20 protein-coding genes are annotated in these 22159 nt (G+C 71.1%); 12 read left to right on the plus strand and 8 right to left on the minus strand.

Annotated features, from left to right (window positions below; all coding sequences use genetic code 11):
- Nucleotides 1-34: 34 nt before the first annotated feature.
- Both G412_RS0113580 and G412_RS0113585 read right to left on the minus strand, forming a co-directional pair.
- Nucleotides 35-994, minus strand: a complete 960-nt coding sequence (locus G412_RS0113580; RefSeq protein WP_028812570.1) for a carbohydrate ABC transporter permease — start codon at nt 992-994, stop codon at nt 35-37.
- Nucleotides 995-997: 3 nt separating this feature from the next.
- Nucleotides 998-1924: a carbohydrate ABC transporter permease gene (locus G412_RS0113585; protein WP_028812571.1), complete on the minus strand. Its 927-nt coding sequence runs from the start codon at nt 1922-1924 to the stop codon at nt 998-1000.
- A gap of 279 nt (nt 1925-2203) precedes the next feature.
- Here G412_RS0113585 and G412_RS0113590 point away from each other — a divergent pair, with 279 nt between their 5' ends.
- Nucleotides 2204-3193, plus strand: coding sequence for a LacI family DNA-binding transcriptional regulator (locus tag G412_RS0113590; RefSeq protein WP_078606980.1), 990 nt, complete (start codon nt 2204-2206; stop codon nt 3191-3193).
- Between the two features lie 5 nt (nt 3194-3198).
- On the opposite strand, the gene G412_RS0113595 is transcribed toward G412_RS0113590, so the two are convergent.
- From G412_RS0113595 to G412_RS0113615, 5 genes are all read right to left on the minus strand, one after another.
- Nucleotides 3199-4446, minus strand: a complete 1248-nt coding sequence (locus G412_RS0113595) for an alginate lyase family protein (RefSeq protein ID WP_028812573.1) — start codon at nt 4444-4446, stop codon at nt 3199-3201.
- Between the two features lie 124 nt (nt 4447-4570).
- Nucleotides 4571-6958, minus strand: a complete 2388-nt coding sequence (locus G412_RS0113600) for a SpoIIE family protein phosphatase (protein WP_028812574.1) — start codon at nt 6956-6958, stop codon at nt 4571-4573.
- 84 nt (nt 6959-7042) lie between these two features.
- The gene (locus G412_RS41400) at nt 7043-7165 is read right to left on the minus strand and encodes a hypothetical protein (RefSeq protein WP_279626771.1); all 123 of its coding nucleotides are present in this window, start codon (nt 7163-7165) and stop codon (nt 7043-7045) included.
- A gap of 19 nt (nt 7166-7184) precedes the next feature.
- Nucleotides 7185-7433, minus strand: coding sequence for a hypothetical protein (locus tag G412_RS0113610; RefSeq protein WP_028812575.1), 249 nt, complete (start codon nt 7431-7433; stop codon nt 7185-7187).
- A gap of 150 nt (nt 7434-7583) precedes the next feature.
- Nucleotides 7584-8012, minus strand: coding sequence for a VOC family protein (locus G412_RS0113615; protein ID WP_028812576.1), 429 nt, complete (start codon nt 8010-8012; stop codon nt 7584-7586).
- Between the two features lie 370 nt (nt 8013-8382).
- On the opposite strand from G412_RS0113615, the gene hpnR reads away from it, so the two are divergent.
- Entirely contained in the window at nt 8383-9894 is a 1512-nt protein-coding gene (gene hpnR / locus G412_RS0113620) for a hopanoid C-3 methylase HpnR (RefSeq protein WP_028812577.1), read from the plus strand.
- Nucleotides 9895-9940: 46 nt separating this feature from the next.
- On the opposite strand, the gene G412_RS0113625 is transcribed toward hpnR, so the two are convergent.
- Nucleotides 9941-10489 carry a GNAT family N-acetyltransferase gene (locus tag G412_RS0113625; protein WP_028812578.1) on the minus strand — a complete coding sequence of 183 codons (549 nt, stop codon included), beginning with the start codon at nt 10487-10489 and terminating at the stop codon, nt 9941-9943.
- A 298-nt stretch (nt 10490-10787) separates the two neighbouring features.
- Between G412_RS0113625 and G412_RS0113630 the strand changes: the two genes are divergently transcribed.
- Genes G412_RS0113630 through G412_RS34330 form a run of 10 tightly spaced genes read left to right on the plus strand, consistent with a single transcriptional unit; the run spans nt 10788 to nt 22037 of the window.
- On the plus strand, nt 10788-12044 hold the full coding sequence (locus G412_RS0113630; protein ID WP_028812579.1) for an ATP-grasp domain-containing protein: 1257 nt from the start codon (nt 10788-10790) through the stop codon (nt 12042-12044).
- Nucleotides 12041-12874: a Rossmann-like domain-containing protein gene (locus G412_RS0113635; RefSeq protein WP_028812580.1), complete on the plus strand. Its 834-nt coding sequence runs from the start codon at nt 12041-12043 to the stop codon at nt 12872-12874. The genes G412_RS0113630 and G412_RS0113635 overlap by 4 nt, the downstream gene beginning before the upstream one ends.
- A gap of 44 nt (nt 12875-12918) precedes the next feature.
- On the plus strand, nt 12919-13962 hold the full coding sequence (locus tag G412_RS0113640) for a PLP-dependent cysteine synthase family protein (RefSeq protein ID WP_051338358.1): 1044 nt from the start codon (nt 12919-12921) through the stop codon (nt 13960-13962).
- A complete protein-coding gene (locus tag G412_RS0113645; protein ID WP_028812582.1) occupies nt 13959-15017 on the plus strand; it encodes a mandelate racemase/muconate lactonizing enzyme family protein in 1059 nt (352 codons plus the stop codon). Before G412_RS0113640 ends, G412_RS0113645 begins: the two co-directional genes overlap by 4 nt.
- Nucleotides 15014-16291 (plus strand): MFS transporter, encoded by a 1278-nt coding sequence (locus G412_RS0113650; protein ID WP_028812583.1) that lies wholly within the window; start codon nt 15014-15016, stop codon nt 16289-16291. The genes G412_RS0113645 and G412_RS0113650 overlap by 4 nt, the downstream gene beginning before the upstream one ends.
- Nucleotides 16288-17097, plus strand: a complete 810-nt coding sequence (locus G412_RS0113655) for a class I SAM-dependent methyltransferase (RefSeq protein ID WP_028812584.1) — start codon at nt 16288-16290, stop codon at nt 17095-17097. Before G412_RS0113650 ends, G412_RS0113655 begins: the two co-directional genes overlap by 4 nt.
- Nucleotides 17098-17153: 56 nt before the next feature.
- Nucleotides 17154-18776, plus strand: coding sequence for an ABC transporter substrate-binding protein (locus G412_RS0113660; protein ID WP_425274474.1), 1623 nt, complete (start codon nt 17154-17156; stop codon nt 18774-18776).
- Entirely contained in the window at nt 18773-19726 is a 954-nt protein-coding gene (locus G412_RS0113665; protein ID WP_028812586.1) for an ABC transporter permease, read from the plus strand. Before G412_RS0113660 ends, G412_RS0113665 begins: the two co-directional genes overlap by 4 nt.
- Nucleotides 19723-20508 carry an ABC transporter permease gene (locus tag G412_RS40845; protein ID WP_028812587.1) on the plus strand — a complete coding sequence of 262 codons (786 nt, stop codon included), beginning with the start codon at nt 19723-19725 and terminating at the stop codon, nt 20506-20508. Before G412_RS0113665 ends, G412_RS40845 begins: the two co-directional genes overlap by 4 nt.
- A complete protein-coding gene (locus tag G412_RS34330; protein WP_037648747.1) occupies nt 20505-22037 on the plus strand; it encodes an ABC transporter ATP-binding protein in 1533 nt (510 codons plus the stop codon). The genes G412_RS40845 and G412_RS34330 overlap by 4 nt, the downstream gene beginning before the upstream one ends.
- Nucleotides 22038-22159: the final 122 nt, after the last annotated feature.

Here is a 22159-nt window from a genome sequence, read left to right on the forward strand (position 1 = left end):
CACTTCTTCGTGGCCCACACGTGGCCGAATCGGACTATTCCTTGACGCTTCCGGCGGCGAGGCCGGACTGCCAGTACTTCTGGAGCAGCAGGAACGCCGCGATCAGCGGCAGGATGGTGATCAGCGAGCCGGTGATCACCAGGTTGAAGACGGGTTCGCCGCCGGCCGTCGCGGCCTGGGCGTTCCAGCTGTTCAGGCCCAGGGTCAGCGGATACCAGTCCGGGTCCTTGAGCATGATCAGCGGCAGGAAGTAGTTGTTCCAGGTGGCGACCATCGTGAACAGCAGGACGGTCACCATGCCGGGCGCCAGCAGGGGCAGGCCGACCTGGAAGAAGGTGCGCACCTCGCCCGCGCCGTCGATGCGGGCGGCCTCCATCAGTTCGGTGGGGATGGCCTCGGTGGCAAAGACCCACATCAGGTACAGCCCGAAGGGCGAGATCAGTGAGGGGATGATGACCGCCCACGGGGTGTCGGTCAGCCCCATCTTGCTGAACATCAGGAAGGTGGGCACGGCCAGGGCGGTGCCCGGTACGGCGACGGCGCCGATGACGACGGCGAACACGGCGCGCTTGCCGGGGAAGGCGAACTTCGCCAGCGCGTAACCGCCCAGCACCGCCAGGAAGGTGGCACCTCCCGCGCCGAGACCGACGTACATCAGGGTGTTCAGGAGCCAGCGGGTGAAGACGCCGTCGTTGTACGTGAACGTCGTGCTGATGTTGTCCCAGAGGGCGAAGTCGCCGTCGAACCAGAGCCCGAACGAACCGGCCAGTCCCTCCTGTGTCTTGGTGGTGCTGATGACCAGCCACAGCAGCGGCACCAGGGCGTAGAGCACGACCAGGCCGGTGAGTACGGTCAGCAGCACACTGCGCCGGGGGCGTCCGGGAGAGTGCCGCTTTGTGCGGGGTGTGCGCAGACGAGGCGCGGAGCCGGATGTGCCGGCCGGCGGGCGAGCGGGCAGGGAGGCGGGTGAAGCGGTGGTGGCGGGGCTGCTCATCGTTCACGCTCCCTTGCGCATGCCGCGCAGCTGGACGACATAGGCGATCACCATCGTGATCAGACCCATGACGATGGCGACCGTCGCGGAGTAGTTGTGCTGCTGGCCGTCGAAGGACAGCGAGTACGTGTAGAAGTTCGGGGTGTAGTCGGTCGTGATGGCGTTGCGCGCCAGGTCCCGCAGGATGACCGGCTCGTTGAAAAGCTGGAAGCTGCCGATGATGGAGAAGATCGTCGCGATGACCAGGGCGCCGCGGATCGCGGGGAGCTTGATGGCCGTGACGATGCGGAACTGTCCGGCGCCGTCGATCTCCGCGGCCTCGTACAGCGAGTGCGGGATCACCCGCAGCGCGGAGTAGAAGATCAGCATGTTGTAGCCGACGAACTCCCACGTCACGATGTTGCCGATGGACGCCAGGACCAGTTCGGTGGAGAGCGGGTCGGGCAGGGAGACACCGAGGGCGTCGTTGATGTCGCCCACCAGGCCGAACTGGCTGCCGTACATGAAGCCCCACATCAGTGTGGCGACCACGGCGGGCACGGCGTACGGCAGGAAGATCGAGATACGGAAGAAGTCCTTCCCGTACAGCCGCCCGCTGTCCAGGGCGAGGGCCACGAACAGCGCGATGAGCAGCATGACCGGGACCTGCACCGCCAGGAACGCGGAGACCCGGCCCAGCGAGGCCCAGAACTGGTCGTCCTGGAGCGCCTGTTGGTAGTTGTCCAGGCCGACGAAGGTGGTGCCGCCGATCAGCTGGTCACGGAAGAGGCTGAGATAGACCGAGTAGCCGATGGGGGCCAGGAAGACAAGGGCGAAGACTGCCGCGAAGGGGCCGATGAACCCCCAGCCCGTCCAGGAGCGGCGGTCCCGTTTCGCCGAAGGCCTGGCCGGGCTCCGCTCCGCGGTCGCCGGCGGTTGTGGCGTCGTCATGTCGTTCCTCGCTCATCCATCCTGGAACCGGCGTCATGAGCCGCGATGTTTACGCAAACATCCCCGTCCGCGAACGGCTACCGGGTTTGTTATGTTTACGTAAACACCTGATGGCGGCATGTCTACACTGCCCCGAAGACGGTGGTCAAGGGTCACTGGGAACCGCGATTCAGGCAGCGAGGGAGACGGGTGGACACAGCGGACAGCACCTCGGCGGCCGGGCCCCAGGTGCGAGCACGTACCGGAAAGCGGGCCCCGGGCCGCACGCAGAGCGCGTCCATGGCGGACGTCGCCCAGCTCGCCGGCGTCTCCTCGCAGACCGTCTCCCGTGTCTCCAACGGCTACGCGGGCGTGACGGAAGAGACCCGGCAGCAGGTCCTGGCGGCCATGAAGGAGCTGGGCTACCGGCCCAACAGCGCCGCCCGCGCACTCAAGCGCGGCGAGTTCCGCACCATCGGCGTCATCACCTTCGGCCTCTCCACCACAGGCAGCGTGCGCACCCTGGAGGCCATCGCCACCTCCGCGGCGCACGAGGGGTACGCGGTCACGCTGCTGCCCGTCGCCGTCCCCACGCAGGACGAGGTGCGCGGTGCGTTTTCACGGCTGGGGGAACTGGCCGTGGACGCCGTCATCGTCATCCAGGACGTGCACCTGCTCGACGCGGTGACCCTCTCCCTGCCGCCCAACGTCCAGGTCGTCGTGGCCGACTCGGACGCCGGCGACCGGTACACCGTGGTCGACACCGACCAGGCAGGCGGAACCCGTACCGCCGTACGCCACCTGCTGGACCTCGGCCACCGCTCGGTCTGGCACCTCGCGGGCCCCGAGGAGTCCTACGCGGCGCAGCGCCGCACCGACGCCTGGCGCGCCGAACTCACCGGGGCGGGCCTCACGCCGCCGCCCCTGGTACGGGGCGACTGGTCGGCGGAGTCCGGCTACCGGGCCGGACTGGAACTCGCTTCCCGCAAGGACTGCACAGCGGTCTTCGCGGCCAACGACCAGATGGCGCTGGGGCTCCTGCGAGCCCTGCACGAGCGGGGCCGGAAGGTGCCCAAGGACGTCAGCGTCATCGGGTTCGACGACATCCCGGAGTCCGGCTCCTTCCTGCCTCCCCTGACCACCGTTCACCAGGACTTCGCCGAAGTGGGCCGTCGCTGTGTCGAGGGTGTCCTGCGGCAGATGCGTCACGAGGCGACGGAACACGGCACCACGCTCGTCCCCACGCGACTGGTGGTGCGCGTCAGCACCGCCCCGCCGCCACGGCGCTGACTGCCTTACTTGGCGTACATCAGCGTGCCGAAGCCCAGTTGATCGTAACCGCCGCTGCTGGGGCCGTAGTCCCCGCCGCCGCCCTCGGGGCGCACCTTCTCCGCGATGGCCGTGATGTACGGGACGGAGAGCCGGCGGCGCCGGGCGTAGTGGTAGTGGAGGAGGTCCCACACGGGGCGGACCTGGCCCCGGCCATGCGCGGAGATCACGGTCTGTTCGCGGTACGCGCAGTTCGTGCCGGTGCCCCAGGTGTACGTGGTGAACGGCACGTCCTGGCCGAGGTTGTACTTGGCGACGTACTGGGCGGCCTTCATGAAGCGGTTGTCGTCGTAGCCGTACAGGTCGTCGCCCTGACTCCACGCCATCTCGCAGATCGCGCCCATCTGCCCCATGCCCATCATGGTGTGGCCCTGGTCGCGGCCGGACTCCTGCCACTGGGCGAGCCCGTCCGGGTGGAGGAAGGGCACGGCCTTCTTGACCGAGCCGTTGCCCGCGTCGTTCTTGAAGTAGTCCACGGCCTGGTCGTACTTCGCCGTGTCGTCGCAGAGAATGCCGATCGCCATCACGGACGCCATGCTGCACAGGTCCCAGTTGGCCCAGTAGTTGGTGACGCAGGCCCCGTTGTGCTGCGTGAGGAACTGGTTGTTGAGGGGGTAGAAGACCTCTCGCAGCATGCGCTGGAACCGGGCGAGGTCGAAGCCGGGGTAGCCGCGCATCAGCTCGGCGGCGTTGGCGAACTGGTAGCCGTAGATGCCGGCGGCCAGGAACCGGTCGGCGTTGCCGGTGACCGTGGTGAGCGTCGCCGACCAGGCGTTGAGGATGTCGCGTGCCGCGTCGCCGTGTGCCCCGGTGCCCGCCACCTTCCAGCGCAGGGCGTTCTGGTAGGCGGCATGGATGTCGTTGAAGAGAATCGTGTAGTTCTGCCCGGTCCCGCCCCGGACGACCGTCGCCTGCGGGTTGGCCTTCCAGGTGGACTGGGCGTGCCGGTTGGCGGTGAGCCGGTTCCAGCCCGACCACCACGGCTGGGCGCCCGCCGCCACCCTCACCTTCGCGCGATTGAGCTCACCGGACGCGTGGAGCATGCCCGGATGCGTGAACGTGCGCGCGGGCGTGGGATCGGCCCCGGCGGCGTCAGCGGCGTCGCCGGAAAACGCGGCCGCCGCACCACCGGCCACGCCCGCGACCGCGAGCCCGCCACCGATCTGGAGGATGCTGCGGCGGCTCAGCGCGCGGTGCTTGTTGTCGTGACCCATGGGGGGCTCCTGTTGTTCGCGGAGGGACGGAAACACTCAGGAGACGCGCGGGGAGACCCCCGGATAACAAAAACTTGGCGGCGCCGCCCATACGAGCCTGGTAGGCCGGTGACGGCGACGCGGGTCAGGCGAAAAGACCGTCGAACGAGGCTCCCTCCACCGGGAGCTTCTGCTCGGCCCAGATGGTCTTGCCGCTGCCGCTGGGCCGTGACCCCCAGCGGTCGGTGAGCTGGGCGACCAGCAGGAGTCCACGGCCGCCCTCGTCGTAGACGCGGGCGCGGCGCATGTGGGGCGAGGTGCTGCTCGCGTCGGACACCTCGCAGATGAGGGAGCGGTCGCGGATCAGCCGCAGCTGAATGGGGGCGCCGCCGTAGCGGATGGCGTTGGTGACCAGTTCGCTGACGACGAGTTCCGTGACGAACGACGCCTCGTCGAGTCCCCAGTCCGTCAACTGCTCGGTGGCGTACTGCCTCACGCGGCCGACCACCGCGGGGTCGGAGGGGACGTCCCACACGGCCACCTGACCGGCGTCCAGGGCGCGGGTACGGGCCAGCAGCAGCGCCACGTCGTCGGGGGCGTCGTCGGCGCCGTCGGGAAGCAGGGTCTTGAGCACGTTGTCGCAGACGTCCTCAAGGGTGGCGGCCGGGGCCGTCAGAGCGGTGCCCAGTGCGGCGGTGCCCGCGTCCACGTCGAGATCGCGGGCCTCGACCAGGCCGTCCGTGTACAGAGCCAGTACGGTGCCTTCGGGCACAGCGAGCTCGGTGGCCTCGAACGGGAGCCCACCGACGCCGAGCAGCGGACCCGCCGCCACCTCGACGACCTCCACCGTGCCATCGGGGAACAGGGCTACGGGCGGCGGGTGCCCGGCCGAGGCGATCGTGCAGCGGCGGGACACCGGGTCGTACACCGCGTACAGGCAGGTTGCCCCGATCTCCCCGCCCACCGAGCCCTCGTCGGTCGCCAGGTGCCCGACCAGGTCGTCCAGGTGCGTCAGCAGTTCGTCCGGCGGCAGATCGACATCGGCCAGTGTCCACACCGCCGTACGCAGCCGTCCCATAGTCACGGAGGCATGGATGCCGTGCCCGACCACGTCGCCGACGACCAGCGCCACGCGGGTCCCGGACAGCGGGATGACATCGAACCAGTCCCCGCCCACGCCCGCCTGCGAGCGCGCCGGAAGATACCGGGAGGCGAACTCGACCGCTGCCTGCGCCGTCATCGCCTGCGGCAGCAGACTGCGCTGCAGCGCCAGCGCGGTGGTGCGCTCCCGCGTGTACCGGCGCGCGTTGTCGACGCACACGGCCGCCCGGCTCGCCAGCTCCTGCGCCAGGGACACATCGTCCTGGTCGAAGGGATCGGGATGCTGTGGGGTGAGCTGCCGTACGAAGACCGCCACCCCCAGCGTCGTACCGCGCGCCACCAGCGGTACGGCCATCATCGAGAAGTCGGCGGTGTCCGCCTCCCGCAGCTTGGCGGCCCGGTCGTCGTGCCGTGCGATCCACGTGTCGAGCCCTGGTTCGCCCACTCCGGTGAGCACGGCACGACCGGTGGCCAGCGCGCGGGCGGGCGGCGAGAAGGGCGGATAGAGGTCCGCCGCGCCCAGGTCGATCGCCGCCTCCGGCACCCCCGGACTGCGGGAATGGTGCGCGACCCGGCGCATCACCACATCGGCGCCCACCGGGCCGACGACGGGCTCCTCTCCCTGGAGTACGGAGTCCAGCAGATCCACACTGACGAAGTCCGCCAGCCGGGGCACCACGAGCTCTGCCAGCTCCCGGCCGGTGTGGACCACGTCCAGCGTCGTGCCGATGGCGGTGGCGGCCTCGTTCAGTATGGCCAGCCGCTGCCGCGCCCAGTGCTGCTCGCTGCTGTCGAAGGCGGCCAGAGCGGTGCCCAGCAGCCGCCCGGAGGTGTCCCGCACCGGCCACATCTCGGTGTTCCACGCGTGCTCGCGCATCCCGGAGGGGGCGCGGGTGTAGCTCTCGTAGTGGACGGGCGCTCCCGTCTCCACCACCTCGCGCAGATGGCGCAGGAACCCCCGGCTGTGCTCGGCGTTCTCCGACATGTCGAGGAAGAACCGGTCCCGCAGCTCCGCCTCCGCCGCGCCCATGACCCGGCACGCCGTGCCGTTGGCCCGCAGATAGCGCTGCTCGGTGTCGAAGACGGACATGGACACCGATGCCTGCTGGAATGCCGCCTCTCCGATCAGCCGGTCCTGATCGTCCGGCGCCACGGTCACCACGAAGCCCAGTCGCTCCCCGTGCTCTCCCAGCAGCGGGCAGGCACGGACCGCGAGCTCCACCAGCCGCCCGTCCCGGTGGCGAACAGCCACCGTTCCGCCGCCCTCCTCCAGCGCCCGCCAGGCATCGCCGGGCGGTCCGCTCCCGAGCAGCGCCCGAGCCGGCCGCCCGAACACCTCCGCGGCGGCGTACCCCGTCAGCCTCCGCGCCCCCTCACTCCAGCCCGTGACGACGCCCCGCCGATCGACCACCACCGTGGCGTCACTGGTCATCGCCGCTCGCTCTCGCCCGCGGGTGTCACCCTATGTACAAGAATGATCCCATCGGAGAGCGGCTTCAAGCCAGGCCGGTGCCGGTCAGGACGACGCCGCCGGGGGACCGCCCCGGTAGGAAGCCCTCTTCGCCGTACTCACCACCTTCCGGCCGTCGGCCGCGCCGAGCAGCCCCTCGGCCACCCAGGCGTTCACCGTGGACTCCACGTGTCGCACCAGGACCGGCTTAGCGGGGGAGGGCCAGCCGGCGCTTGGCGGCGAAGACACCGTCGCCGCCGAGGGTCACGTCCTTGAGCGGGAACGGCTGGACCGTCCAGGTTGCCGGCGCCGGCAGCCCGAGCCCCGTTTCACCACCGGCGGCGAACTTCCGGGGCGTCCCGGTCGCCTGCCACGCGGGCAGGGACGGCACCAGGGGCGCCGTCGCGGCGAGTGTCGCGCCGCGAAGAAAGTTTCGTCGGTCGAGGGGCGGCGCCATGGACTCCTCATTTCGTTCGAGATGTCGAACGTGGTTTGACCTGTAGGTCGGAAAAGTAGGGCCATGGCGAGAACACGTCAACACTTCCGTCCTGGCGACGACCCGGCCGTCCGGCGAGGAGGGCTCGGCGGATCGCCGCCGGACGGCCTGCTAGGGGCGGACGTAGGGCCGGGTCATGATCTCCATGTTGTGGCCGTCCGGATCCGCGAAGTACGCGCCACGACCGCCGAAGAGACGGTTGATCCTGCCGGGTTCGGTGTGGCTGGGATCGGCGTAATAGGTGACTGCGACCGCCTCAAGACGAGCGGTCATGGCGTCGAACCGCGCGTCGGGCACGAGGAACGCGTAGTGCTGCGACTGGATCGGCTCGTCCCTCATCTCGTAGTAGTCGAGCGTCACGCCGTTGCCGAGGTCGACGGGAAGGAACGGCCCGAACGGAGCACCGACCGTCAGCCCCAGGATGGTGGCGATGAACTCCGCCGACAGGTGCCGGTCGCTGGCGTGGACGACGGTGTGGTTCAGCTGTACGGCGGTCACCGGCCGCTCGGAGGCGTGCGGGTGCTGCTGTTCGTACGACATCAGTGGTGTGTCTCCGTGACTTCTGGATCCGCTGGGAGGGGGCGCCGCACGCGGGCGCCGGCAGCAAAGACACGGGGCGACGGCGGGGCTCTTGCCCGCCTCGCGCTCACGCCGAGGCCGGGACCCTCACTCGCTCATGGCCCATGGCCGACCCGGCAGTCACCCGAACGACCCTAGTGGCCACCATGGGCGCGGGGCAACGGCGGCGTGGGCTCGCGCGCTTGCCGTAAGGAAGGCGCCTGCCTACGGGGCCGGATGAAGGTGTTTGCGGCGCGTGTGCGGGATGCGGCGCGCCGCCGGAGGGAAGGCGGCCGTAAAGGGGTGAAATGTACCGGAGGGGCCATTTTGCTGCCGTCGGCTGGAGACTGAGATGCGCGTGATGCTCGTTCACCCGAGTGCGCTGATGTATTCGGAGATCTTTTTGCGGCTGGAGCCGCTGGGTCTGGAACGTGTGGCCGCGGCGGCCCGCGACGCGGGCCACGAAGTGCGAGTGGTGGACCTGCAGGTGCTCTCCCGCTCCCTGCTCGACCGCGAGATGGCCGAATTCGCCCCGGAGGCCCTGGGCCTGTCGCTGAATTACCTCGCGAACATTCCCGAGGCGATCGAAATCGCCCACCAGGCCAAGGCGATGCTGCCCGAGTGCTTCGTTTTCTTCGGCGGGCACAGCATCTCGTTCATCGCCGAACACGTCCTGGAACAGGCCGACGGCGCGGTCGACGCGATCGTACGAGGCGAAGGCGAACCGGCCGTCGCGCCCTTGCTGGAGGCGGCACGCGACGGCGGGCTGAAGAGCGTCCCCGGCGTGGTCTGCGCCGAAGGCCGGGGACCTGCCCCCAAGCTGCTGGACACCCTGGACGAGCCGCGGCCGGCCCGCGAACTCATGCGAAAGCGCAACCGTTACTTCATCGGCGAGCTCGACCCGTGCGCCTCGATCGAGTTCACCCGCGGATGCCCCTGGGACTGCTCGTTCTGCTCCGCGTGGACGTTCTACGGTCGCAGTTACCGCAAGGCGTCCGCGCAGGCCGCCGGGGCGGAGATGGCGTCGATCCGGGAACCGAACGTCTTCATCGTCGACGACGTGGCGTTCATCCGGCCCGAACACGGCCACGGCATCGCCGCCGAGCTGGAGCGCCGCAAGATCCGTAAGCGCTACTACCTGGAGACCCGCAGCGATGTCCTGCTGCGCAACCAGGAGGTCTTCGAACGGTGGGCCCGGCTCGGGCTGCGGTACATGTTCCTCGGTATGGAGGCGATCGACGCCGAGGGGCTGGACCTCTACCGCAAGCGAGTCACCCCCGACGACAACTTCCGGGCCCTGGAACTGGCACGCCGTATGGGCATCATGGTGGCCATCAACCTGATCGTGGACCCGGCGTGGGACGAGGAACGGTTCCGCGTGGTGCGCGAATTCGCGCTCGCCGTGCCGGAAATCGTGCACCTCACCGTCATGACGCCGTATCCGGGCACGGAAATCTGGCACACGGAAGCCCGCCAGCTCACGACGCGTGATTACCGGCTTTTCGACATCCAGCACGCCGTCGTTCCCACCAAGCTTCCGCTCGACGTCTTCTACCGGGAGCTGGTACGCACCCAGGCGGTCATCAACCGCAAGCACCTCGGCCTGCGGACCGCCTTCGGGGCGCTCGGGGTGCTCGGCCGCAACCTCATGCACGGTCAGACCAACTTCGCCCGCATGCTCTGGAAGTTCGGCAGGGTCTACAACGTCGAGCGTCAGCTCGCGGACCACCGGCGGCATGTGCGGTACGAACTGCCCCTGCCGCCGCGCCGCGAAGCCCCTCCGGGCCGGCAGGACCTGTACATCCACACCAAGGCGGCCACCCACGCGCGCAAGCAGGCGGAGCCCGAGCCCGAGCCCGGCTGAGGCAGCCTGCCGGGCGGTGGGCCAGGGGCGGGCCGGCGCGGCCGCGCTACGGCATCGGGATCTCGAAGTGCACGGTGCCGACGCCGGGGCCGTGTTCGCCCGTCGTGCGGGCGTCGAAGATCTCCTTGGCCATGCTGCGCCAGAAGGCCTCGGCGCCCTCCACGTCGACGTTGGTGTGCAGGTAGATGCTGTCGTAGCCGGGCGTCGCGGCGGCGAAGTCGCATGCCCGGCGCACCAGTGTCCGTGCCAGGCCGTGCCGCCGGTGTTCCGGCCGTACGTAGACCCGGACGAGCTGCGCGGTGGTCTTGGAGGGGTAGCGTTCGGCGAGCCAGCGGGGGTGCGGCGGATGCGCCGGCCCCGCCGACCGTACGCCGGTCGTCGCCACCACTTCACCGTCGTGCACGGCGACCAGCAACAGGTGGCGGGGGTCGTTCAGGTAGGTGTTCTCGATGTCGACGACGTCACGGTGCCATGCGGGTACGTAGCCGTATCCGAAGTCCCGGTAGAAGGTGTCGAGCATGAGTCGCCGTGCGCCGTCCACGTCGGCCGTGGTGGCGGGGCGCACGGTGTGGGACAGGTGCGTGGGGTGGCTCATCGTGATTCTCCTGTTGCTCAGGGGGTCAGGGAGTGGGCAGTCCGGCCCGGCGCGATGAACTTGCCGCCGGCATCGTTCCGCCGGCCAGGGCGGCTCAGGCGACGGTGGTGGCAGGGGCGCACAGCGCACTTCGGGGGCGTACGGCGGGAGGCACGAGTCTCACATTCGGAGAAGCGACGTCACATCAGCTGACAATGAAAACGATTGCCGATAAGGTCCTCCTCGGTCAAGCGGGGTTGCCCCTTTCGGGGCGCCGCCGCGCGACAGGGCTTCAACCGTGCTGTCAGAAGGGGGATTTGTGGCTCATCTGCTGATGGTCGAGAGCTGGGTCGGATCGATGAGCAGACTGCTGCCGCGGTCCATTCGCGAGTCCGGTCACGAGTTCACGTTCCTGACCAGAGACCTGCACCACTACCTGCGTTCCGCGCCGGAGGGCGCCTCGCATCCGCTGCTCGCGGCCCGCCATGTGCTGACGGCCGAGACCAACGACACCGAGGCGCTGCTGTCCTTCGCCGAGCGGGCCCATGAACTGCTCCGCTTCGACGGAGTGATCACGTCCTGCGACTACTACCTGCGGACGGCCGCGCGGATCGCCGGCCGTCTGGGGCTGCCCGGCCCCGCACCCGAGGCCGTCGAGAACGCGTGCCGCAAGGATGTGACCCGCCGGGTCCTGGCCGAGGCCGGTCTGCCGGGACCGCGCTTCGCGGTGTGCGCGGACTGGGCCGAGGCCGCCGACGCGGCCCGCGAGATCGGCTACCCGCTGGTGCTCAAGCCCGTGGACCTGTGCGCCGGCATGTTCGTACGCCGCGTCGACGACGAGCCCGCGCTGGCGCACGCTTACCGGGCGCTCGCCGGCTTCCCCGTCAACGCCCGCGGACAGCGCCGCGATCCCGTTGTGCTGCTGGAGGAACTCCTCGAAGGACCGGAGGTCAGCGTCGAGACCGTGTCGTACGGCGGTACGGCGCATGTCGTCGGCGTCACCGACAAGAGCGTCGGCGGGGCCCCGGCCTTCATCGAGACCGGCCACATGTTCCCCGCCGCGCTGCCCCCGGCGGACACCGAAGCCGCCGTGGACACCGCACGCCTGGCCCTCAAGGCCCTTGGTCTCGACGGGGTCGTGGCCCACACCGAGATCAAGCTGACGGCCGAAGGGCCGCGCGTGGTCGAGGTCAACCCGCGCCCCGCCGGCAACCGCATCACCGAGCTCGTACGTCATGTGACCGGCATCGACCTCGCCGCCGCCTGCGTGGACGTCGCGATCGGCCGGGAACCGGACCTGCGCCGCCGGCCCACCGGCCTGAGCAGTGCGGCCATCGGCTTCCTGGTGCCGGACACGGACGGCGCGCTGGAGGCCATCGACGGCGCCGACACGGTGCGCGCGGCGGACGGCCTGCTGGAACTCCAGCTCGCCGACCCCGGTAAGGCGGTCAAGGCCGCGGGCAGCAACAACGAGTACCTCGGCCACGTCATGGCCGGTGACGCGCGGGGCCTGGGGGCCCGCGACCGCGTCGAAGCCCTCCTCGCCGGGCTTCGTCCCCGGGTGGTGACCCGATGACCACCCTCACGGACATAGGCGTCACGGCCCCCTCGTACGACGAACTCGTCGCACTCGTCCTCGGCGGCGCCATCGGCCCCGACCCGCGCACCGAGCGGATCGCGGTGGCGTTCACCACCCGTCAGGCCGTACGGCACGAGGGGCGCAGCGGCGGCTACCGCAACGAAGTGCTGAGCCTGCGCCTGGCCGAAGCCGTGGGCTCCTGCGCGGTCGAGCCGGGCGGGCTGCCCGACGGCGCCGTGGACGACTGTGTCGGCGCGGACATCGCCCGCCTCCTGGAACACGAACTGCTGCCGGTACGGGTCGCCGCCCTCGACGCGTACCTGATGCACGCCCTGCCCCACACCCCCGTCAACGGAGCGCGGTCCTGCCCGCTGCCCGCCGGTACGTCGCTGGAGAAGTCGCGGGCGAGGGCCAAGGCCGTCGTCGAGCTGATCGACGCCGCGCCCGGCGCCACCGTGCTCGTGGTCGGTGTGGTCAACTCGCTGCTGGAGGCGCTGCGGGCGCGCGGCCTGGCGTACGTACCCTGCGACCTCAAGGGCGGCACGACCGAGTGGGGCGAGCCGGTACGCACCGACGCCCTGGCGGAGCTGGAGCGCTGCGACGCGGTCCTCGCCTCCGGCATGACCCTCGGCAACGGCAGCTTCGAGCCCCTGCGGCAACACGCACAGCGCCACGGCACACCGCTGGTGATGTTCGCGCAGACCGGCAGCGCCGTGCTGCCCCGCCTGATCGGCGCCGGGGTGAGCGCGGTGTGCGCGGAGCCGTACCCCTTCTTCTGGCTGGACGGCGGGCCGGGGACCATCCACCGCTACGGAGCCGCCCTGTGACCACGGCCGTCCTCAGCTCCGCAAGCACCTCCGGCAACCGGGAAATGCTCGGCCTGCTCGGCCGCACCCCGCTCGCCCGCGTCACCGTCGACCTGCCGTGCCCGCAGCCCGGCTTCTGGGCCAAGCTCGAAGGACTCGGCGTCGGCGGCATGAAGGCACGGGCCGCCGTCTCCATGCTGCTCGGCGCCAAGGAACGCGGCGAACTGCGGCCCGGCGCACCGGTGGTGGAATCCACGTCCGGGACGCTCGGCATCGGCCTCGCCTTCGCCGGGCAGGCCCTGGGCCACCCGATCGTGCTGGTCGGCGACATCGAGCTGGAGCCCTCGATGCGGCAACTGCTGCGCACGTACGGCATCCGCCTGGAGCTGGTCGACCGCCCGGCGGCCGAGGGCGGCTGGCAGGCCGCGAGACTCGCCAGGCTGCGGGAACTGCTGGCGCTGCTCCCGGACGCGTACTGGCCCGACCAGTACAACAACCCCGACAACACCGCCGGTTACGCGTCCCTGGCGGCCGAACTGGCCACGCAGCTCGACCACCTCGACGTACTGGTGTGCAGCGTCGGAACCGGCGGCCACAGCGCGGGCATCATCGGACCGCTGCGGCGGCACTGGCCGGAGCTGCGCCTCATCGGCGTGGACGCCACCGGCTCGACGATCTTCGGACAGCCCGCCAGATCACGGCTCATGCGCGGCCTGGGCAGCAGCATCCACCCGCGCAACGTCGCCTACGACGCCTTCGACGAGGTGCACTGGGTCGGCCCCGCCGAGGCCGCCGACGCCTGCCGGCGGATGGCCGTCGGCAACTTCGTCAGCGGCGGCTGGAGCTCCGGGGCGGCGGCGCTCGTCGCGGCCTGGGCCGCCCGCGTCCACCCGGGGGCCGTCGTCGCCACCGTCTTCCCCGACGGACCGCACCGCTATCTCGGCAGCGTGTACGACGACGACTTCGCCGCCACCCACGGCATCGACCCGGCCACCGCCGTCACCCGCCCCGTCGAGATTCCGCACCCGCGGGCGGTGGAGGCCACCGGATGGGCCCGGTGCGGCGCGGTCACCGATCCACTCGACACCCCTGGGAAAGAGAACCCGTGAAGGCAGGCCGGCGTACCGTACATCTCGAACTCACCGAGCCGCTGCGCATCTCCCGTTCCACCATGGCGTCCCGCCAGGCCGTGTGGCTGTCCGTCGAGCACGAGGGGCAGCGCGGCCACGGAGAAGCGGTCACCAGCGTGTACTACGGCCTCGACGCCGTGACGCTGGGGCGGCTGCTGCAGGTGGAGTCCCAGTGGCTGGCCGGCTTCACCGACCCGGAGACCGCGCTGGAAGCCTTCCGGGGCGGAGACCGGGAGGGCGCCGCTCCGCCCGCCGTGACGGCGGCCGTGGAGTCCGCGCTGCTGGACCTCGTGGGCAAGCGCGCGGGCGTCCCGGTCCACCAGCTCCTCGGCGCGCGCGGTGCCCCGCCCGCCGCCGCGACCGCCCGCACCATCGGCATCACCACACCGGGGCGGGCCGAAGCCCAGGCCGCCCGGCTCGTACGGGACGGATTCTCCGTCCTCAAGCTCAAGGCCGGCGCCCCGGACCCGGCCGACGACCTGGAACGCGTACGAGCCGTACGCGCCGCCGCTCCGCACGCACGGCTGCTGCTGGACCCCAACGGAGCGTGGAGCACCGACACGGCGGAGCAACTGCTTGACCGCTTCGCGGAGTTGGGCGTCGAGGCCGTCGAGCAGCCCCTGCCGCCCGGTGACCCCGAGGCACTGGCGAAGCTCGCGGAACGCTCACCGCTTCCCGTCATCGCCGACGAGGACGCCGTCGACTACGAGGACGCCCGCCGCCTCGCCGGACGCGTCCAGGGCATCAACGTCAAACTCGCCAAGTGCGGCGGGGTGAGCGCCGCTCTGCGGATCGCCGAACTGATCTCCGGCACGGGCACCGGGCTGATGCTCGGCTGCCTGACCGCCAGCACGCTCGGCATCGCCCCCGCCGTCCACCTCGCCGACCGTGCCCGCTGGGTCGACCTCGACGGGCATCTGCTGCTCGCCAAGGACCCGTGGACCGGTATCGGCGGGACCGACGGCACCGTACGGGCGAGCCGGAACCCCGGTCTCGGAGTGCGTCCGTACGGCGGCGAGGAGGCGCGGGCGTGAAGACGTGGCACGAGATACGCGGCTTCCCGGTCGCGATCCGGCTCCTCCTGGTCAACCAGCTCGGCGTCAACACCGGCTTCTACCTGCTCATCCCGTACCTCGCGCTGCACCTGAGCGAGGACCTGGGAATGTCGGCGGCCGTCGTCGGCATCGTGCTCGGCGTACGCAACCTCAGCCAGCAGGGGCTGTTCCTCATCGGCGGATCGGCATCGGACAGGCTGGGAGCGCGCGGCGTCATCATCGCCGGATGCGCCCTGCGCACCGTCGGCTTCGGGCTGTTCGCGCTCGGCGACGGACTGCCCGTACTCCTCGCCGCTTCCGTGCTCAGCGGACTGGCCGGGGCGCTGTTCAACCCGGCCGTGCGGGCGTATCTCGCCCTGGAGGCGGGGGAGCGCAAGGCGGAGGCGTTCGCCCTGTTCAACGTCTTCGCCTCCACCGGCGCCCTCATCGGGCCGCTGCTCGGCAGCGCCCTGCTCCTCGTCGGCTTCCGTGCCTCCGCGCTCATCGCGGCCGGGATATTCGCCGTACTCACGGTCGCTCAAGCGATGGTGCTCCCGGCCCGGAAGGCCGTACCGAGCGGGAACAGCGTCGTCGCCGACTGGCGGGAGGTGGTCGGCAACCGGGGATTCATGGCGTTCGCCCTGGCCATGGTCGGCCTGTTCACCATGGAGAACCAGCTTTACCTGCTGCTGCCGGACGGCGCCCGGCGGGCCACCGGCTGGGACGGCGCGGCCGGGCTCATCTTCCTCGTCGGCACCCTCACCCACCTCTGGCTTCAGCTACGCATCACCCGCGCACTGAAGGAGCGGGGCAGCAGAGCACGATGGATCAGCGCCGGACTCGCGCTGATGGGACTGTCCTTCATACCGCCGATGGTGGTGTCGGGCTACGGGACGGCTCCCGACGGCCTCGCGGACGCGGCGCTGCGCGCCCTGCCCGTCCTGGCCGGCGCCCTGCTGCTCTACGTGGGCGTGATGACCGCCCAGCCGTTCGTGATGGAACTGATCCCCGACTTCGGGCGGCCGGAGCTCACCGGCACGTACTTCGGCCTGTTCTACGTGGTCTCCGGCATCGCCGCCGCCGTCGGCAACACGGTCGTCGGCTGGGCCATGGACGCCGGTGAGCAAGCGGACGCGCCCTGGCTGCCCTGGATGTGCTGCGCGGTGTCCGGGCTCGCCTCCGCGGGCGGCGTGGCCTGGCTGCACCGCCGCCGGATTCTTCCCGGCCGCCCCGTGACCGTACCCGTGACAGCACGAGAAGCGAGCGACGCATGACCACCACTGCCGCGAGCACTGCCGCGAACCTGCTCACCGACAACCCCGAGCTCTACGAGGCCCGCTTCCCCGACCGCGAACGGATCGCCGGGCGCTGGGCCGAGGACTGCCTGCGGCGGTACGGGGCGGGCGAGCGCGTCCTGGACATCGGCTGCGGCACCGGCCGCGACGCCGCGCACCTGCACCGCGCCGGCCGGACGGTCACCGGCGCCGACCTGTCCGACACGATGCTGGAGTACGCCCGCGCCCACCACCCGGGACCCGAGTACGTCCGGGCCGACCTGCGCCAATTCGACCTCGGGCAGCAGCCGTTCGACGCCGTGGTGTGCCTGGACAGCGCGCTGCTGTACTGCCACACCAACGAGGAACTCGACGGGTTCCTGGCCTCCTGCCGCCGCTGCCTGACGCCCGGCGGCCTGCTCGTCGCGGAAATGCGCAACGGAGCCTTCTTCCTCGGCCGTACGGAACTGCTCGACGCCCCGACCACCAACCGCTTCACCTGGCAGGGCACCGTCTACCGCTCCACCACCACCCTGTACGTCGACCGGACCGCGCAGCTCCTGCGCCGCACGCGGACCTGGACCGCCGACGACGGCTGCCCGCCGGTCGAGCAGCGATCCGCCTGGCGGCTGCTCTTCCCCCAGGAACTGCGCCACGTCCTGGCCGCCCACGGTTTCGAGGTGCTCGCCCTGTACGACGGGCCGGGGCCCCGCACCGAGCCGCCGTGGCGGGAGGGCGACCTCCCGGCCGAGACCGCCGACGCGGACCGGCTGCACCTCGTGGCCCGCCTGACGCACCACCGCTGACCCCACGCGCCCGCCCCCCACGCCTTCATTCCGCTCACACCAGCAAGGACACCGCCATGAACGACGTCCCCATGAACGACGCGCCCGTGAACGACGCGCCCGTGAACGACCCCCGCTTCCCAGGTCTGCGGCGCCGCGGCTTCCTCGCCGTCGCCGGCGGCGCGGCCGGCCTCGGCGCGCTCGCGCTCACCGGATGCGCCGGCTCCAGTACCGCCGGCACCTCGGGCAAGGCCGACGGCAAGCCCAAGCGCGGCGGACGACTGCGCGCCGCCTTCGCCGGCGGCGGCGCGAGCGAGACCCTCGACCCGCACCTGAGCAACCTCTTCGCCGATGTCGCCCGCGCCAAGGCCCTGTTCGACAAGCTCGCCGACTACGGCCCCGACCTGTCCGCCCAGCCGCGCCTCGCCTCCAAGTGGGAGCCGAACGCGGGACTGGACCGCTGGAAGGTCACCCTCCGGGAGGCCACCTTCCACAACGGCAAGCCGGTCACCGCCCAGGACGTCCTCTACAGCTACCGCCGCATCACCGACCCCAAGAAGGCGTACCGCGCCAAGGCGTCCCTGGAGCCCATCGACCTCAGGGCGAGCCGCGCCGTGGACCAGCGGACCGTCGAATTCGTCCTCAAGCGCCCCACCGCCGAATTCCCCAACCTGCTCGCGGCGTTCGGCGCATACATCGTCCCCGAGGGCGCCCAGGACTTCGACGAGAAGCCGGTCGGCAGCGGCCCGTTCCGTTTCGTCTCCTTCGCCCCCGGCAAGTCGGCCGTCTGCAAGCGCAACGAGGACTACTGGGACGGCGCCCCGTACCTCGACGAACTGGAATTCGTCGTCGCCAACGAGGAGTCCGCCCGTATCAACGCCCTCCTCGGCGGCCAGGTCGAGTACGCCCACGAACTCAACCCCACCACCGCCCGCGCCCACGAGGACCAGGGCCAGGTCCAGATCGTCCGGCTGCGCAACAGCGCCATGCAGTCGTTCGCGATGAAGACCGACCGCAAGCCCTTCGACGACAAGCGGGTACGTGAGGCGTTCTTCCTGATCGCCGACCGCAAGGAGCTGGTCGACGGCGCCCTGTCCGGTGCCGGCGAGATCGGCAACGACCTGTTCGGCAAGGGATACGAGTACTACGCCGACAGCCTGCCCCAGCGCGAACAGGACATCGACCGCGCCAAGGCACTCCTGAAGCAGGCCGGTGCCGCGGACCTCAAGGTCACCCTCGACACCTCGCCCGTCGCCGCCGGATTCACCGAGGCCGCCGCCATCTTCCGCGACCAGGCCGCCAAGGCGGGCGTCACGGTCCGGATCAAGACCGGCAGCAAGGACAGCTACTGGAAGGACATCCTCGACTCCGGCACCCTCTGCTCCTACCGCTCCGGTGCCATGCCCATCGAGGCACACATCTCCCAGCGCCTGCTGACCGGCTCCACCACCAACGCCACCAAGTGGCAGCACAAGGACTTCGACGACCTGTACCAGCAGGCGCAGTCCACCAAGGACAAGCAGCAGCGCGCCGCCGTCTACGAGCGCATGCAGCGCCGCCTGTACGCCGAAGGCGGCTTCCTGGTCTGGGGCTTCGCCGACTGGATCCTCGCCACCGCCCGTAACGTCCGGGGCGTCGAGGCAAAGGCGCCCGCCAACTCCCTCGACTGGGCCCGCTTCGACAAGGTCTGGCTGGCGTGAGCGGACTGCGCTCCTGGGTCGCCCGGCGGCTGCTGTTCGGCGTGGTGCAGACGGTGGCCGTCGTGCTGCTCGTCTTCGCCCTCACCGAGGCGCTGCCGGGCGACGCCGCCGTCGCCCTCGCCGGGGACCAGCCCGACCCCGAGCGCATCGCGGCCATCCGTGAGGCGATGGAGCTGGACCGGCCCGCGCACGAACGCCTGGCCGACTGGGCCGCCGGTCTGCCGCACGGCGACTTCGGTACGTCGCTTGCCTCGGGGCGGCCCGTCAGCACGTACATCACGGACGGCTTCGGCCCGACGCTGCTGCTCGCCGCTCTCACGGTGGCGCTGCTCGTGCCGGTCGGCGTCGGCCTCGGTGTGCTGGCCGCCCGCCACGAGGGGAAACTCGTGGACCGGTTGGTCAGCTCCGTAACGCTGGGCGTGTACGCCGTACCCGAGTTCGCCTTCGGGGTGCTGCTCATCACGGTCTTCGCCCTGCGCCTGGGCTGGCTGCCGCCGACGGCCGTCGGATACGGCACCGACCTGCTCGCCCACCCCGCGGCCCTGGTGCTCCCCGTCCTGGTCCTGCTGTCCCGGCCGGTGTGCTCCCTGGCCCGCCTCGTACGCGCCGGCATGATCGACGCGCTGGCCTCGCCGTACGCCGCGCAGGCCCGTCGCTACGGCGTACCGGGCGCCCGCGTCCGGTACGGACACGCCCTGCCCAACGCCATCGCGCCCGCCGCCCAGCAACTCGCCCGCACCATCGACTGGCTGCTGTGCGGGGTCATCGTCGTGGAGGCGCTGTACGTGATTCCCGGACTCGGCACCGTCCTGATGAACGCCGTCGCCGAACGCGACGTCCCCGTCGTCCAGGGCCTCGCCGTCGTCTTCGGCGTCACCACCGTCGTCCTCAACCTCGGCGCCGACCTGGTCGCCCGCCGCTTCGCGCCACGGGCGGAGGTGGCCGCGTGAGGCACCGCTTCGCGCTGGGCGCGCTGATCGTCGGCGTACCGCTCGCCCTGGCCCTGCTGGGGCCGCTGTTCGCGGGCGATCCAGGGCCGCGCGCCCCGTCGTTCACCCTGGGCGGCGGGCACTGGCTGGGCACCGACTTCGTCGGCCGGGACGTGTGGTGGCAGGTGCTGCTCGGCGGCCGGTCGGTGGTGCTCATCGCGCTCGCCGCGACCGTACTCGCCTACCTGGTCGCGCTGCCCGTGGGGCTGGCCGGCGCGCTCACCCACCGCACCTGGCTGGAAGAACTGCTGATGCGGCCCCTGGACGTGCTGCTCGCCGTGCCGTCGCTGCTGATGATCCTGCTCGTCGCCTCCGTCTTCACACCGGGGGCGGTGGGCCTCGCGCTGCTGGTGGCGCTTGTCAACATCCCGGACGCCGCCCGGATCGTCCACGCCGCCGCGGCCGAAGCGGCCTCGCGTCCGGCGGTCGAGGCGCTGCGCATGCAGGGCGAGACGTGGTGGCGCACGGCGGTCGGGTACGTCGGCAGGTCGGTCGCGCGCACGCTGGCCGCGGACGCGGGCGTACGGCTGACCGGGGTCCTGTACCTCGTGGCGACCGCGGCGTTCCTCGGCGTCGGCGTCGAACCGGACGCCGCCGACTGGGCGGTGATGGTGGACCGCAACCGCACCGGGCTGTTCGTCCAGCCCTGGGCCGTGGTCGTGCCCGCTCTGCTGATCGTCGCCCTCACCATGGGCGGCAACCTGCTCGTCGACGCCGTACTGGAGAAGAGGAAGCGCACGTGAACGCGGTCGCGGAGATCAAGGACTTGCGCGTGGAGGCCGGCGGCCGGCTGATCGTCGACGGAGTGAACCTCCGGGTCCTCCCCGGCAGGATCACCGCCCTGGTGGGCGCCTCCGGCAGCGGCAAGACGACGACGGGCCTCGCGCTCCTCGGTGAGTACCCGGCGGGCGCCCGCGTGACCGGCGACGTACGCGTGCCCGACGGCCTGGTGGGTTACGTGCCCCAGCACCCTGGTGCCGTCCTGAACCCTGCGCGCCGGATCGGCGCGCTGCTGAGGGACATCGCCCGTACTCAGGTACGGCGCCTGCCCCGCGGCGAGCGCCGGGCCGCCGCCCGGCAGCGCATCCTGCACGCCCTCTCCCTGGCCCAGCTCCCGGACGCCGAGGCGATGCTGAGGCGCTACCCTCACCAGCTGTCGGGCGGCCAGCAGCAGCGCGTCGTCCTGGCGCAGGCGCTGCTGCTGGGCGCCAGGGTGGTGGTCGCGGACGAGCCGACCACCGGTCAGGACGCTCTGACGAAGCGGCGCATCGTCGACCAGCTCGCCGCCGTGGCCCGGCAGGGCATCGCAGTCGTCCTGCTCAGCCACGACCTGGACGTCGTACGCGCACTCGCCGACGAGGTCCTGGTCATGCGCGACGGACGCGTGGTGGAGTCCGGGCGGGCGGAGCGCCTGTGGCTCGCACCGCGGCATCCCTGGACGGCCGAACTCCTGGCGGCGGAAAGCACCACCGGCCCCGTGGAACCGACCGGTGAGGGAAGCGTCGTACTCGAGACGCTTCCCCTCACGGCCCGGCACGGCAGGACGACGGTGCTCCGGGCCCCCGGACTCACCTTGCGCGCGGGGGGGTGCCTGGCCGTCGTCGGCCGCTCAGGCAGCGGAAAGACGACGCTGGCCCGGTGCCTGGCGGGCCTGCACCGGGACCACGACGGCGAGATACTCCTCGACGGCGCCCCGCTCCCGCGCAGCCTGCGTGAGCGTACGCGCCGGCAACTGGCCGCTGTGCAGTACGTCTTCCAGGACGCCAGGGCGGCGTTCGACGAGCATCGCCCTGTCCTGCACCAGGTGGCCCGCACGGCGGTACGGCTGCGTTCAGTGCCCGAGGCGGACGCCCTGACCGAAGCCCTGGCCACCGTCACCGGCCTCGGCCTGACCGAAGAGCTCGTACGGCGCCGCCCGGCGCAGTTGTCCGGAGGCGAGCTCCAACGGGCCGCGCTCGCGCGGGTCCTGCTGGCCCGGCCGCGCGTGCTGATCTGCGACGAGATCACCTCCGGCCTCGACACGGTCACCCGGCGCGGCATCCTCGACACGCTCGCCGGCCTCCTGCGCGACCGGCACGACCTGTCCCTGGTCCTGATCACCCACGACCTGGACACGGCCGCGCTGGCCACCCGGATCGCCGTACTGGACGCCGGCGACCTCGTCGAAGAGGGCCCGGCGCGGCAGATCCTCACCGCGCCTCAGCACCCGTTCACCGTCTCGCTGATGGAGACCACCGCACGACTGACGGCGCGGAATCGAACGCTCACCTGAGCCGCGGACGTGAAGCTCCGCGGTGCACTTCTCGTGTTACGGAGCGGGAGAACCGTCCGCTGGTCATAGAGGTCCACCCTGAGCTAAGTTAGGCAAGCCTAAGCTTACTCAGGATGGAGGCT

Origin of the sequence: Streptomyces flavidovirens DSM 40150 (assembly GCF_000429085.1) — a bacterium.
Classification (GTDB): Bacteria; Actinomycetota; Actinomycetes; order Streptomycetales; family Streptomycetaceae; genus Streptomyces; species Streptomyces flavidovirens.

Coding starts and splice junctions, on each gene's coding strand:
- G412_RS0113580 (WP_028812570.1), bottom strand. CDS start 994: ATGAGCAGCCCCGCCACCACCGCTTCACCCGCCTCCCTGCCCGCTCGC.
- G412_RS0113585 (WP_028812571.1), bottom strand. CDS start 1,924: ATGACGACGCCACAACCGCCGGCGACCGCGGAGCGGAGCCCGGCCAGG.
- G412_RS0113590 (WP_078606980.1), top strand. CDS start 2,204: ATGGCGGACGTCGCCCAGCTCGCCGGCGTCTCCTCGCAGACCGTCTCC.
- G412_RS0113595 (WP_028812573.1), bottom strand. CDS start 4,446: ATGGGTCACGACAACAAGCACCGCGCGCTGAGCCGCCGCAGCATCCTC.
- G412_RS0113600 (WP_028812574.1), bottom strand. CDS start 6,958: ATGACCAGTGACGCCACGGTGGTGGTCGATCGGCGGGGCGTCGTCACG.
- G412_RS0113610 (WP_028812575.1), bottom strand. CDS start 7,433: ATGGCGCCGCCCCTCGACCGACGAAACTTTCTTCGCGGCGCGACACTC.
- G412_RS0113615 (WP_028812576.1), bottom strand. CDS start 8,012: ATGTCGTACGAACAGCAGCACCCGCACGCCTCCGAGCGGCCGGTGACC.
- hpnR (WP_028812577.1), top strand. CDS start 8,383: ATGCGCGTGATGCTCGTTCACCCGAGTGCGCTGATGTATTCGGAGATC.
- G412_RS0113625 (WP_028812578.1), bottom strand. CDS start 10,489: ATGAGCCACCCCACGCACCTGTCCCACACCGTGCGCCCCGCCACCACG.
- G412_RS0113635 (WP_028812580.1), top strand. CDS start 12,041: ATGACCACCCTCACGGACATAGGCGTCACGGCCCCCTCGTACGACGAA.
- G412_RS0113640 (WP_051338358.1), top strand. CDS start 12,919: ATGCTCGGCCTGCTCGGCCGCACCCCGCTCGCCCGCGTCACCGTCGAC.
- G412_RS0113655 (WP_028812584.1), top strand. CDS start 16,288: ATGACCACCACTGCCGCGAGCACTGCCGCGAACCTGCTCACCGACAAC.
- G412_RS0113660 (WP_425274474.1), top strand. CDS start 17,154: ATGAACGACGTCCCCATGAACGACGCGCCCGTGAACGACGCGCCCGTG.